General features: G+C 61.9%; 8 protein-coding genes. 4 read left to right on the top strand and 4 right to left on the bottom strand.

Features of this window, described 5'->3' with window-relative positions; genetic code table 11:
• The first annotated feature begins 31 nt into the window (after positions 1-31).
• Positions 32-1,957 carry an acetyl-CoA hydrolase/transferase C-terminal domain-containing protein gene (locus BI292_RS14510; RefSeq protein ID WP_101208252.1) on the top strand — a complete coding sequence of 642 codons (1,926 nt, stop codon included), beginning with the start codon at positions 32-34 and terminating at the stop codon, positions 1,955-1,957.
• Positions 1,958-2,114: 157 nt separating this feature from the next.
• Here BI292_RS14510 and BI292_RS14505 read toward each other — a convergent pair whose 3' ends face one another.
• Positions 2,115-2,687 carry a xanthine phosphoribosyltransferase gene (locus BI292_RS14505; RefSeq protein WP_101208251.1) on the bottom strand — a complete coding sequence of 191 codons (573 nt, stop codon included), beginning with the start codon at positions 2,685-2,687 and terminating at the stop codon, positions 2,115-2,117.
• Between the two features lie 56 nt (positions 2,688-2,743).
• A complete protein-coding gene (gene rep, locus BI292_RS14500; protein WP_092276241.1) occupies positions 2,744-4,753 on the bottom strand; it encodes a DNA helicase Rep in 2,010 nt (669 codons plus the stop codon).
• A gap of 262 nt (positions 4,754-5,015) precedes the next feature.
• On the opposite strand from rep, the gene BI292_RS14495 reads away from it, so the two are divergent.
• Positions 5,016-6,689, top strand: coding sequence for a bifunctional diguanylate cyclase/phosphodiesterase (locus tag BI292_RS14495; RefSeq protein WP_092276244.1), 1,674 nt, complete (start codon positions 5,016-5,018; stop codon positions 6,687-6,689).
• Positions 6,690-6,800: 111 nt separating this feature from the next.
• Here the strand turns inward: BI292_RS14495 and BI292_RS14490 are convergent, their stop codons facing one another.
• A complete protein-coding gene (locus BI292_RS14490) occupies positions 6,801-8,198 on the bottom strand; it encodes a NorM family multidrug efflux MATE transporter (protein ID WP_101208272.1) in 1,398 nt (465 codons plus the stop codon).
• Between the two features lie 175 nt (positions 8,199-8,373).
• Here BI292_RS14490 and BI292_RS14485 point away from each other — a divergent pair, with 175 nt between their 5' ends.
• Together BI292_RS14485 and BI292_RS14480 are read left to right on the top strand one after the other, a co-directional pair.
• Positions 8,374-9,294, top strand: a complete 921-nt coding sequence (locus BI292_RS14485) for a LysR substrate-binding domain-containing protein (protein ID WP_101208250.1) — start codon at positions 8,374-8,376, stop codon at positions 9,292-9,294.
• A 419-nt stretch (positions 9,295-9,713) separates the two neighbouring features.
• On the top strand, positions 9,714-11,690 hold the full coding sequence (locus BI292_RS14480; RefSeq protein WP_092276252.1) for a methyl-accepting chemotaxis protein: 1,977 nt from the start codon (positions 9,714-9,716) through the stop codon (positions 11,688-11,690).
• 103 nt (positions 11,691-11,793) lie between these two features.
• Here BI292_RS14480 and BI292_RS14475 read toward each other — a convergent pair whose 3' ends face one another.
• Positions 11,794-13,254: a VWA domain-containing protein gene (locus BI292_RS14475; RefSeq protein WP_101208249.1), complete on the bottom strand. Its 1,461-nt coding sequence runs from the start codon at positions 13,252-13,254 to the stop codon at positions 11,794-11,796.
• Positions 13,255-13,295: the final 41 nt, after the last annotated feature.

Raw genomic sequence — 13,295 nt, 5'->3', positions numbered from 1 at the left:
CCCCCATTCACGCAATTCAAGGGAGGATCCGATGGTGCAGCTGTGTTCTATCGAGCAGGCGGTCGATGAGGTGCTGGCGCGGTTGCCGGCGCACATTCACATGGGCCTGCCGCTGGGGTTGGGCAAACCCAACCACTTCGTCAACGCGCTGTACCAACGCATCGCGCAATTGCCCGAGCGGCGGCTGACGGTCTACACCGCGCTGTGCCTGGGCCGACCGGCGCTGGGCGATGGCTTGCAGAAGCGCTTCATCGAACCGTTCGTGGAGCGCGTGTTCGGTGATTACCCGGAGCTGGATTTCCTCGCCGACCTGCAACGTGACGACCTGCCGCCGAACATCCAGGTCCAGCAATTTTTCATGCAGCCCGGCAGCCTGCTGAACAGCGCGCAGGCCCAGCAGGATTACGTCAGCAGCAATTACAGCCACGCCGCCCGCGACATCAATGGCGCCGGTTTGAATCTGGTGGCGCAGATGGTCGCCAGCCATCCCGAGCATCCGGATCGCCTGAGCCTGAGTTGCAACCCGGACATCACCCTCGACCTGTTGCCGATGATCGCCAAGCGCCGCGATGCCGGGGAAACCATCCTCGTGGTCGGCCAGGTACACAACGATTTGCCCTACATGCCGGGCGATGCGGAAGTCGGCATGGACGCCTTCGATCTGCTGATCGACGCCAAGGACAGCAGCACGCTGTTCTCGACGCCGAACATGCCGGTGGGTTTTCAGGATCACTTCATCGGCCTGCACGCCAGCACGCTGGTGCGCGATGGCGGCACGCTGCAAATCGGCATCGGCTCGATGGGCGATGCGCTGACCGCCGCGTTGCTTGCGCGTCAGGCCGATAACGCCGGTTACAAAGCCTTGCTCGCCGATTTGAACCTCAGCCAGTGGGCGCAGTTGATCGAGCGCGAGGGCGGCACCGATGCGTTCGCCAAAGGCCTTTACGGTTGCAGCGAAATGTTCGTCAACGGCCTGCTGGTGCTGGCCGACGCCGGGATCATCCGGCGCAAGGTCTACCCGGACGTGCCGACCCAGCAACAGGCGAACGACGGCACCCTCGACGAAGCCGCGCAACCCGATGGCATCTCGGTGCACGGCGGGTTCTTCCTCGGCCCGCGCAGTTTTTATGAGCGCCTGCGCGAGTTGCCGCAGGAAAAACGCCTCGAATTCAACATGACCCGTATCAGCTACATCAACGAGCTCTACGGTCAGGAAGAGCTCAAGCGTTTGCAGCGTCTGGACGCGCGGTTCATCAACACCGTGTTCACCATGACCTTGCTCGGCGCCGGCGTCGCCGACCAACTGGAAGACGGGCGCGTGCTCAGCGGTGTCGGCGGGCAATACAACTTTGTCGCGCAGGGGCATGCGCTGGAAGGCGCGCGTTCGGTGCTGATCCTGCGCAGTTGGCGCGAGTCGGGCGGCGAGGTCAGTTCGAATATTGTCTGGGAATACGGGCATTGCACGATTCCACGGCACTTGCGCGACATCGTCGTCACCGAATATGGCATCGCCGATTTGCGCGGCAAGACCGATGCGGCGGTGATCGAGGCGTTGTTGAATGTCAGCGATTCACGCTTTCAGCCGGGGCTGATCGAACAGGCGCAAGCGGTCGGCAAGTTGCCGAAGAATTTCCGCATGGATCCGCGTTTTGCCGATAACCATCCGCAGCGTTTGCAGACGATTCAGGCGCGGCACCCGAACCTGTTTCCGGAGTATCCGCTGGGCTGCGATTTCACTGAGGTCGAGCGCGATGTATTGCGCGCGTTGAACTGGCTGAAGAGCAAGTTCAAACTCACCGAGATTCTGGAATTGGGCAAGGCTGCGCTGGATGCGCCCGAGGCGACGCAATACCCCGAGCATCTGCAGCGCATGCAGCTGGAGAAGCCGGAAGGGCTGAAAGAAGACTTGTTTCAGCGACTGCTGCTCACCGGCCTGAAAGCCACCGCGCAACAGTGAGGACGCCTTCGCGGGCAAGCCTCGCTCCTACAGGATTCGCGCGTTATTTGCGGTCGCGTATGACCTGTAGGAGCGAGGCTTGCCCGCGAAGAGCGATACCCGGTTCATCTGGAACACCGCATCGCCTGCATCGCGAGCAAGCTTTGCTCCTACAGGGTTAGTCGATGAAGGTGACTACGCCATCCTTCAGCGATTGCACGCGGGCCAGCGATTCAACGCGATAACCCTGCGCATCCAGTTCCGCGCGGCCGCCCTGGAACGATTTCTCGATCACGATCCCCAAACCGGCGACGGTGGCGCCCGCCTGTTTGATGATCGAAATCAGCGCTTGCGACGCCTTACCGTTGGCCAGGAAGTCATCGATGATCAGCACGCGGTCGCTGCTGGTCAGGTGGCGCGGGGAAATCGCCACGGTGCTTTCGGTCTTCTTGGTGAACGAGTAAACGGTCGCCGACAGCAGGTTTTCAGTCAGGGTCAGCGACTGTTGCTTGCGGGCGAAAATCACCGGCACGCCGAGGTTCAGACCGGTCATGATCGCCGGGGCGATGCCCGAGGCTTCGATGGTGACGATCTTGGTGATCCCCGAATCCTTGAACAGCGTGGCGAATTCGTCGCCGATCAGCTTCATCAGGGCCGGGTCGATCTGGTGGTTCAAAAAGGCGTCAACCTTCAGGACCTGGTCGGAAAGCACGATGCCTTCTTCGCGGATTTTCTTGTGCAGTGCTTCCATGAAGCTTTCCTCTAAGGACGCCTGTGCGTCCAGGGCTGATTAAAAAGTAGTCGATTCTAGCGCTTTAACATCGCGCGTATGTCTGCCAAAGCGGTATTGCCGCGAACGGCTTTCACTTCGACGGGGGTGTCGTCGTTGCCTTCCCAGGCCAGGTCGTCCGGCGGCAGCTCATCGAGGAAGCGGCTCGGCGCGCAATCGATGATCTCGCCGTACTGCTTGCGCTTGGCGGCGAAGGTGAAGGCCAGCGTCTGCCGCGCGCGGGTAATCCCGACGTAGGCCAAGCGGCGTTCTTCTTCGATGGTGTCGGCTTCGATGCTGGAACGGTGCGGGAGGATTTCCTCTTCCATGCCCATGATGAACACGTAGGGGAATTCCAGGCCTTTGGAGGCGTGCAACGTCATCATCTGCACACCTTCGGCGCCGTCCTCTTCTTCCTGCTGACGTTCGAGCATGTCGCGCAAAACCAGTTTGCCGATTGCATCCTCGACGGTCATCTCGCCTTCTTCGTCCTTCTCCAAGGTGTTTTTCAACGCCTCGATCAGGAACCAGACGTTACCCATGCGGTAATCGGCAGCCTTGTCGCTGGAGCTGTTGGTGCGCAGCCAGTTCTCGTAGTCGATGTCCATGACCATGCTGCGCAGCGCCGAGATCGGGTCTTCGCCGGCGCATTGCTCGCGGACCTTGTCCATGAAGCGCTTGAAGCGCGACAGGCGATCGGTGAAGCGCGTGTCCAGATGCTCGCCCAGACCGATTTCGTCGGTCGCGGCGTACATCGAGATTTTTCGCTCGGTGGCGTAGTTGCCGAGTTTTTCCAGGGTCGTCGAACCGATCTCGCGGCGCGGCACGTTGATCACGCGCAGGAAGGCGTTGTCGTCGTCCGGGTTCACAATCAGGCGGAAATAGGCCATCAGGTCTTTCACTTCCTGGCGGCCGAAGAAGCTGTTGCCGCCGGACAAACGATACGGAATCTGGTGGTGCTGCAGCTTCAGCTCGATCAGTTTGGCCTGATAGTTACCGCGGTACAGAATCGCGAAATCGCTGTACGGCCGGTCGGTGCGCAAGTGCAGGGTCAGCAACTCGACGGCGACGCGCTCGGCTTCGGCGTCTTCGTTGCGGCAGCGGATCACGCGGATCTCGTCGCCGTGGCCCATCTCGCTCCACAGTTGTTTTTCAAACTCGTGCGGGTTGTTCGAGATCAGCACGTTGGCGCACCGCAGGATGCGGCTGGTGGAGCGATAGTTCTGCTCCAGCATCACCACTTTCAGCGATGGGTAATCGTCCTTGAGCAACATCAGGTTTTCCGGGCGCGCGCCGCGCCAGGCGTAGATCGACTGGTCGTCGTCGCCGACCACGGTGAACTGGTTACGCGTGCCGATCAGCAACTTCACCAGCAAATACTGGCTGGCGTTGGTGTCCTGATATTCGTCCACCAACAGGTAACGAACTTTGTTCTGCCACTTTTCGAGGATGTCGGCGTGTTCCTGGAACAGTTTTACCGGCAGCAGGATCAGGTCGTCGAAGTCCACCGCGTTGAACGCCTTGAGCGTGCGCTGATAGTGGGTGTAGACGATGGCGGCGGTCTGTTCCTTGGGATTGCGCGCGTTTTCCAGGGCTTCGGGCGGCAGGATCAGGTCGTTTTTCCACGAGCCGATCATGTTCTTGATCTCGTCGACGCCGTCGTCGCCCGCGTATTCCTTTTGCATGATGTCGGTCATCAGGGCTTTGACGTCGGTCTCGTCGAAGATCGAGAAGCCCGGTTTGTAGCCCAGCCGCACGTGTTCCTTGCGGATGATGTTCAGGCCCAGGTTGTGGAAGGTGCACACGGTCAAGCCACGGCCTTCGCCGCCCTTGAGCAGGGTGCCGACCCGTTCCTTCATCTCGCGCGCTGCCTTGTTGGTGAAGGTCATGGCGACGATGTACTGGGCGCGGATGCCACAGTTCTGGATCAAGTGCGCGATCTTGCGGGTGATCACGCTGGTCTTGCCGGAGCCTGCACCGGCGAGCACCAATAGAGGGCCGCCGACGTAGTTCACGGCTTCTTGCTGCCGGGGATTGAGTCGGGACATACGGAATCAGGGAGTCATTTGCGAAATGGGCCGGCATTTTAACAGGCTCAGCGAATTGTGCTGCTCTGTCCGACTTGTGACGCAGCACGCGATCTCCATTTGCCGGTTTTGTTACTTTCACGCAGGATGCGCAGGGAATTTGCGGCTAATGTTCGTATTCCAGCGACAAAGCCGCGTTTGCACACTCAGGTCAGTTGGTCATTGGTTTTGTGCGCGGCATAATGCTGCCGCCTACATCTATTGCAGAGTCTAGGGAGCTAGCTTGTCTACGCCTGTCGAACCCTTGCGTTTGCTGCTACTGGCCGAAGAGCCAGCGTGGACAGCGTTGTTGCGCGAGTGTCTGGCTCCGATGGGGAGCTCGGCAGTGCTGATCAGCGCGCCGAGCTGGGAGTCGGTCAGCAGTCTGTTCGATGACAACCGCAGCGCGGTGCTGTTGACGATCCCGGCACTGCAGCCGGCGCCCGGGCGCTGCAACCTGCCGACCGTGTTGTTGCTCGAACACGAACCGTCGGCGCCGCCCGACGGTGTCAGTGACTGGCTGGTGCGCGACGTGCTCGACCCCGGCATGCTGCGCCGCTGCCTGCGCCATGTGCGCGAGCGCGGCGTACTCGAAAACACCCTGCAACGCCTCGCCGAGCAAGATCCGCTGACCGGCATCGCCAATCGCCAGGGGTTCCAGACCTTGCTCGCCGCGCGCCTGGCGGAAAACGACGGGCGCGGCCTCGCGCTCGGCCACCTCGACCTCGACAACTTTCGCCATGCCAACGACGCCCTCGGCCATCAGGCCGGCGACCGCTTGATCCTGCAAGTGGTCTCGCGGCTGAAAAGTCAGCTGGAGGTCGGCGATCAACTGGCGCGCCTCGGCAGCGACGAATTTGCCTTGCTGATCGACACCCGCCGCGCACCGCAACGCGCCGAATGGATGGCTGAACGCATCACCGAAGCACTGGCCGAGCCGTATTGGGTTGACGGCGAAAGCCTGTTGATCGGCTCCAGCCTGGGCATCGCCCACGCCCGCGCGCAGGCCGGCGCCGACCCGCTGATGTGGCACGCGCACATCGCCATGCAGCAAGCGAAAAGCACCCAGGGCTGCACCTTTCATATCTTCAACGAACGCATCAACCGCAATGCCCGGAGCATCGCCGACCTCGAAAGCGAACTGCGCCGGGCCTTGCGCCGCGATGAGCTGGAGCTGCATTACCAGCCACGCCTGAACCTCGAAGACGGGCAGATCGTCGGCCTCGAAGCCTTGGTGCGCTGGCGCCACGCCGAACGCGGTTTGCTGCCGCCGAGCGAGTTCGTGCCGCTGGCCGAGCAGAGCGGTTTGATTGTGCCGCTGGGTTACTGGGTCATTTCCCGGGCGCTGCGTGACATGCAGGCGTTGCGCGAACGCGGTCTGCCGGCGCTGCACATGGCGATCAACTTGTCGTTCCGCCAGTTTCAGGACAGTCAGTTGCTTTCGACGCTGAGTCGCTTGATCACCGAGCGTGGCGTCGAGGCGCAATGGCTGGAATTCGAACTGACCGAAACCGCGGTGATGCGCCGCAGCGATCTGGTCAAGCAAACCATGGACGCGCTGGGCCGTTTGGGCGTGCGCTTCTCACTGGATGACTTCGGCACCGGGTTCTCGTCGTTTGTGCACCTCAACAGCCTGCCGATCACCTTGCTGAAGATCGACAAGAGCTTCGTCGGCGGCATGGAGCAACGCGAAGAGAATCGCAAACTGGTGCACGCGATGATCAACCTGGCGCACAACCTCAATCTGGAAGTGGTGGCCGAAGGCGTGGAAACCCCGGCACAGCTGGATTTGCTGCGCGGGTTCGGTTGCGATCAGGTGCAAGGGTATTTGATCAGCCGACCGCTGCCGCTGGCGGAATTGGTCGAATACCTGACGTTCGGCAGCAGCCAGCAGACCGCCATAGAAGTGATGAGCTAACGCAAAATCCCCTGTAGGAGCGAGGCTTGCCCGCGAAGGCGTCGTATCAGTCGACATCTTTGTTAACTGACACGAAGCCTTCGCGGGCAAGCCTCGCTCCTACACGGGATCTCACTCTGGCTGAGGAACTTCGAAACGCTGCTGCACCGCAGGCTCGCGCCGGATCATCCGTTTCATCTTCCACTCAAACGCCAAGGTCAAACTCACCGCCGCGCACGCCAGGCCCAGCGCCAGGCCCCACCAGACGCCCGTCGGCCCCCAGTTCAGATTGAACGCCATCAGCCACGCGGCCGGTGCGCCGATCAGCCAGTAGCAGCCCAAACCCACCAGAAAGGTCGTCTTGGCATCTTTGAGCCCACGGATGCAGCCCATGGCAATCGTCTGCGTACCGTCGAATAACTCAAACCACGCCGCTACCGCCAGCAGGCTCACCGCCAGATCAATCACCGGCCGGAATGCCGGGTCGTTGTGGTCGAGAAACAGCCCGATCAACTGATTCGGCAACAACCAGAAGACCATCGCAAACGCGAGCATCGAGGCGCCGCCGAACACGATCCCGACCCGACCCGCCAGCCGCGCATCGAGCAATTGCCCGGCGCCGTAATGCTTGCCGATGCGCATGGTGATCGCATACGAAAGCCCCGCCGGCACCATGAACGCCACCGAAACAATCTGCAGCGCAATCTGATGCGCGGCCAATTGCGTGCTGCCCATGGTGCCCATGCACAGCGCGGCGAACGCGAACAAACCGACTTCCACCGCGTAGGTGCCGCCAATCGGCAACCCCAGGCGCCAGAGTTCTTTGAGGTACTGCCGGTTCGGCCGCGACAGGCCCTGACGCAACGGATAAGCGTCGTAAGCCGGGTGCCGGCGAATGTGCAGCGCCAGCGCCACGGCCATCAGGTTGGCAACAATTGCCGTCACCAGGCCAATGCCGACCAGACCCATTTTCGGCAAGCCGAACATGCCGGTGATCAACGCATAGTTGAGGACGAAGTTGGCCACCGTGCCGCACAGGCTGATCACCATCACCGGTGTCGCCCGGCCAATCGCGCTGGTGAACCCGCGCAGGGCCATGAAACTCAGGTAGCCGGGGAGGGCGAACGGCAGGATCAGCAGGAATTGCCCGGCGGCCTGAACATTGGTTTCGGTCTGGCCAAACAGCAGCAGCACCGGTTTCAGGTTCCACAGCAGCAACCCGGCCACCAACGCCATCAGCCACGCCAGCCACAACCCGGCCTGCGTCAGCCGCGCCGCGCCGACGATATCGCCAGCGCCTTGGAGGATCGCCACCAACGTGCCGACCGCCGCAATCACGCCAATGCAGAAAATCGACACGAACGAATAGGTCGCCGCGCCCAGACCGCCGCCGGCCAGCGCCTCGGGACTCAGGCGCGCCATCATCAGGGTGTCGGTGAGGACCATCAACATGTGCGCCAACTGCGAGGCAATCAACGGCCCCGCCAGCCGCATGATGGCCCAGAGTTCGGTACGTGCTGGATGCTGCATGGTCATCACGCTCCTACGGCAGATTGAACAGGGAAAGGCTCGATTCTCGGCGCTCTGCGGGGTTTTCACAAAGGGATAAAAAGGATGGGTGGCATGATTAAAACTCATCCAGCGGACTTTCTGATAAGTTTGCCCGATCCCGCTTTTGCCCCCATCCGCGATAGGAGCTTTGCGCATGTCTCGTCGGCTTCCTCCCCTGTATGCCCTGCGCGCATTTGAAGCGGCGGCGCGGCACAGCTCGTTTACCCGTGCGGCAGAAGAGCTGTCGATTACCCAAAGTGCAGTCAGTCGGCATATTCGTACGCTCGAAGAGCACTTTGCCTGTCGGCTGTTTCATCGCAGTGGGCGCAACCTGCAATTGACCGAGTCGGCGCGGCTGATTCTGCCGGGCATTCGTGAAGGTTTTACCGCGCTGGAACGCGCCTGCAATACCTTGCGCGCCGAGGACGACATCCTGCGCATGAAAGCTCCGTCGACCCTGACCATGCGCTGGTTGCTGGCGCGGCTCAGCCGTTTCCGGCATGTGCAGCCGGGCAACGAAGTGCAATTGACCAGCGCCTGGATGGACATCGACGCGGTGGATTTCAACCACGAACCGTTCGACTGCGCGGTGATCCTCAGCCGTGGCAACTTCCCCCCGGATTGGGAGACAACGTTGCTGTTTCCGGAAGAACTGATCCCGGTCGGTGCGCCGAACCTGCTCGACGATCAACCGTGGGATGTCGCGCGACTGGCCAGCACCGAGCTGCTGCACCCGGCGCCGGACCGGCGTGACTGGCGCAATTGGCTGGAACGCATGGGGCTCGCCGACAAGGTTTCGCTGAAGGGCGGGCAGGTGTTCGACACGCTGGAGCTGGGCATGATCGCCGCCGCTCGCGGTTATGGCGTGTCGATGGGCGACCTGCTGATGGTCGCCGAAGATGTCGCGCAAGGTCGCCTGAGTCTGCCGTGGCCGACCGCCGTCGCCAGCGGGGAAAAATATTACCTGGTGTGGCCGAAAACCCGTCCCGGCGGTGAGCGCATGCGCAGGCTCAGCGACTTTTTGCAGGGCGAAGTCCGCGCCATGGAATTGCCCCCGGTTGAACACCTGAGCTGACCAAAACCGCACCCGGCAAACACGCTCTATGTAGCAGCTGCCGAGCACCGCGAGGCTGCGTCCGGCGGCAAAGCCGTCGTAAAACCTGCGCCCACGCTGAACCTGAAACACCGCGCTGGCTGATTTCACGACGGCTACGCCGCCGAACGCAGGCTGCGCCAGCTGCTACATAACGGCTACGCCGCCGAACGCAGGCTGCGCCAGCTGCTACCGAACGGGTGGCGGCATCACGGACTGTCATCAGTTCTGCGCTATAACCGGGTTAATAACTCAAGTATTCAGATTTGCCGCCGAATATCTGCTGGTGGAACCTTCGTGCAGGTTCTGCGCTACGCCTACACGCGTTATCCAATTATTAGAAATTTTGCTGAGCGCCCAACCGGATCAAGGAGGATCCGGTCGCTTGGCCAGGAGCTGTCATGTCTCAACCCCGTGCCCGGATCGCCTCACAGCTAGGTCTTGCGCTTGCCGTGATACTGGCGATTGTCATCAGCGGCAGCACCGTGTTCGCCTTGCGTTCGCTGGACACTGCCAACCTCGCCACCCGCGAAGAGCATTTGGCCAGTGAAGCGCGCTTGCTCGCCGATCAGTTGAGCACCTTCCACGGCACGTTGCGTGAAAGCACCCAGCGCCTCAGCGGCTTGTTCGAAAAGCGCTTCAGCGCGGGCCTGAGCGTGCACCCGGACGAACCTGTGAGCGTGGCCGGCGTGCAGACGCCGGGGCTGCATCTGGGCAGCGAAGTGTTGAACAACAACTTCCAGGAAGTCGACGAGTTCAAGCAAATGACCGCCGGCGTAGCCACGGTGTTTGTGCGCAGCGGCGAAGACTTCATTCGCGTCAGCACCTCCCTGAGCAAGCAGGACGGCACCCGCGCTATCGGCACCTTGCTGGATCACGCTCACCCGGCTTACGCACGGTTGATCGCCGGGCAGAGTTACGTCGGCCGCGCCTTGTTGTTCGAACGCTCCTATATGACCCAATACACGCCGGTCAGAGACACCAGCGGTAAGGTCATTGCCGTGTTGTTTGTAGGTTTCGATTACACCGACGCGCAGAACGCGCAGTTCGCCAACCTGCAGCGCTTTCGCATCGGCCAGACTGGCTCGCTGGCGTTGCTCGACGAACAAAGCAAATGGCTGGTGCCGATTGCCGGCGTGCAAGCGCTGGATCAGGCGATCCCGGCCATCGTCGACCTGGCCAAAACCCCGGGCAAAGGCGAGTTCTGGAGCGACAAGTCGCAAGCGTTCTACAGCGTTGCCGTACCGTTCGACGGCGGCCCGTGGTCGGTGGTGGCGAGCATGCCGAAAACCGAAATCAGCGCCGTGACCTGGAGCGTCGGCATCCAATTGGCCATCGGCAGTCTGTTGGCGATGTTGATTGCGGTGGGCTCGGCAGTCTGGTTGCTGCGCAGCAAACTGGCGCCGCTGGGGGATCTGGTGCGTCAGGCCGAAGCCTTGGGCGCGGGTGATTTGAGCGTGCGCCTGAACGTCTCGAGCAACGACGAAATCGGTCAGTTGGCGCGCGCCTTCAACCAGATGAGCCAAGCGCTGTCGACCATGGTCGAGCACATCCGCAAGGCCTCTGCCGAGGTCAACAGCCGCGCCCAGGCCTTGTCCGGTTTGTCCGGCGGCGCTTATGAAGGCATGGAGCAGCAGTCCGGCGAAATCACCAGCATGGCCGGCGCCGTGGAAGAATTCAGCGCCACCTCGCTGAACATCGCCGACAACATGAGCAACACCCAGCGCATGGCGCAGGAAAACGCACAGCAAACGCAGATCGGTCGTACATCGATGACCGAAGCGTCCTCTTCCCTCGAGCAAATTGCCGGCGCACTGAACAGCACCGCGACGGTGATCAATACCCTCGGCCAGCGCTCCCAGGAAATCGGCGGCATCGTCGGCGTCATTACCGCGATTGCCGACCAGACCAACCTGCTGGCGCTCAACGCCGCCATCGAGGCCGCGCGTGCCGGCGAGCAGGGCCGTGGTTTTGCCGTGGTCGCCGACGAGGTGCGCAACCTCGCGTCGCGCACTCGTGAAGCGACTGACGAAATTTCCAGCATGATCCAGAGCATCCAGCAGGAAACCGGCAACGCCGTGAGCACCATGGAGCAAGGCAACGTGCTGATGCAGGAAGGCTTGTCGCGCAACGCCAACGTCGCCTCGGCACTCGAGCGCATCGACGAACAGAGCCGCTCCGCAGGCCAGCAATTCGCCGCCATCACCACCGCCACCCAAGAGCAGAGCAGCACCGCGACGTTGCTCAGCAGCAACCTGCAAAGCATCGCGCTGGCGAACAGCGAGCAGCGTGAAGTGGTGTCAAACCTGGCGATCACCGCCAAGGAACTGGAAAGCCTGGCGGCAGACTTGCGCCAAGAGGTTGATCGGTTTCGTTGAGACGCCTGTGCAATAGCTATCGCGAGCAAGCTCGCTCCCACAAGGTCAATACCGGCCTTGTAGGAGTGAGCCTGCTCGCGATGGCAGCAGCGCAATTTCCTGCCTAGTCACACTTGGCGTTACTCGCCACTTCCTTGCTCGCCAGTTTCAGCTGTTTGCCCAGTTCCGCAGCGTTGTTGCTGGAGTAGACGCGGCCGCCGGTGTTTTCGGCGATGCAGCGCGAGGGGCCGCCGGTGCCGATGTTGACCACGTTGACCCGCAGGCGCGGCTGGTTCTGGGCGATTTGGCGGGATACGGCGCAGACGTCTTTCTGGCAGTTGTCCTCGCCGTCGACGAACATCACGATCACCGCATCGTTGTTGCGCCCATCGACGGTGCTGGCGGCTTTGGCCAGGCTGTCGGCCAGCGGCGTGCCGTCGTTCGGGCGCAAGCCGCGGATGCCGTTGATCAGGCGCTGACGATCGCCAAACTTGAAAACCCCTTGATCCGGCGTGCTGTTGCAGCCTTCGTAGGTGATCAGCCGTGTGTCGATCTTCGGGTCGAGGCCGTTGATCATGCCGGCCAGCGAATCCTTGGCGACGTCCATGCGCGTCGGTTTGGCGAAGATTTGCATCGTGCGATTGGCGTCGAGGTAGCGGTTGTACTCGTTGCTGAAGAACCAGTCTTCGTCGGCCTTCACTGACTTGATGTTCATGTCCATCGAGCCTGACGTGTCGAGCACCACGACGAATTGCGGAATCTTGGTGTCCGGGGATTTCTTGCGGCAGGCGAAGTTGTCCAGCGTCGGCGCCGGTGGCGGGGCGACGACCACCGGTTTTGGCGGCGGCACGGGTTTCGGCGCGGGGACCGGGATCGGTTCTGGTTCTGGCACGGGTTGCGGTTCTGGCTCCGGTTCAGGCACAGGTTCGACGACAGGCTCGGGAACCGGCTCCACTGGTGTCACCACGGGCGCGACCGGCACCACCACCGGCGCGACTGGCGCCACCGGAACGATCGGCACCACCGGCTCGCGGTGCAGGAACCAGTACAACCACAGCGCCAACAGCAACAACAGCAACGCCAGCAATGCCGCCGCGACCCACCAGCCAAGGCGCGATTGCCGCGCAACCACCGGCGCAACGACTGGCGCAATCACCGGCGCAACAGGAATCACCGGTGGCGGAATCGGTCGCGGTGGCCGCTGGTTCCAGCGCACCGCCAAGGGCTCGCCATTCAGGCTGTAGAGCTTGTCCAGCTCGGGCGCGCCCAACAGGCTGCGCAGCTCATCGGCGACGCTCGGCTGACCGCGTTTTTGCAGTTCGTCCGCCAGCAGTTCGAGGGACGCCTGGCGCGCATCCCAGGTTTGCAGCAATCGTCGTTGCGCGTCTTCGTTGAGCTCGGCATAGGGCGTCGGTTGGCCACCCAGTTCGGTCCACCATTCCAGCACGTCGCCGCTGCCCATGCGCGGGATGGCGAAGAGGCTGGCGACGTTCGGCGGAAAGTGTTTCTGGATAAGGGCGACTTTCGCTTGCAGCGCACTCATCCCCTCCGGTGTGGCTTGCGCATCCCTGATAACCCGCTGCATGACGACGATTCCTGGACAAAGGTGCAGGCCTCCAACGGAAG

The organism is Pseudomonas sp. 43NM1, from assembly GCF_002836905.1.
Classification (GTDB): Bacteria; Pseudomonadota; Gammaproteobacteria; order Pseudomonadales; family Pseudomonadaceae; genus Aquipseudomonas; species Aquipseudomonas prosekii.
This window is presented reverse-complemented; position numbering and strand designations above follow the sequence as displayed.

Bases quoted from the DNA above. Each gene is read 5' to 3' on its own strand.
- BI292_RS14475 (WP_101208249.1), bottom strand. From the start codon at position 13,254: ATGCAGCGGGTTATCAGGGATGCGCAAGCCACACCGGAGGGGATGAGT.
- BI292_RS14485 (WP_101208250.1), top strand. From the start codon at position 8,374: ATGTCTCGTCGGCTTCCTCCCCTGTATGCCCTGCGCGCATTTGAAGCG.
- BI292_RS14505 (WP_101208251.1), bottom strand. From the start codon at position 2,687: ATGGAAGCACTGCACAAGAAAATCCGCGAAGAAGGCATCGTGCTTTCC.
- BI292_RS14490 (WP_101208272.1), bottom strand. From the start codon at position 8,198: ATGCAGCATCCAGCACGTACCGAACTCTGGGCCATCATGCGGCTGGCG.
- rep (WP_092276241.1), bottom strand. From the start codon at position 4,753: ATGTCCCGACTCAATCCCCGGCAGCAAGAAGCCGTGAACTACGTCGGC.
- BI292_RS14480 (WP_092276252.1), top strand. From the start codon at position 9,714: ATGTCTCAACCCCGTGCCCGGATCGCCTCACAGCTAGGTCTTGCGCTT.
- BI292_RS14510 (WP_101208252.1), top strand. From the start codon at position 32: ATGGTGCAGCTGTGTTCTATCGAGCAGGCGGTCGATGAGGTGCTGGCG.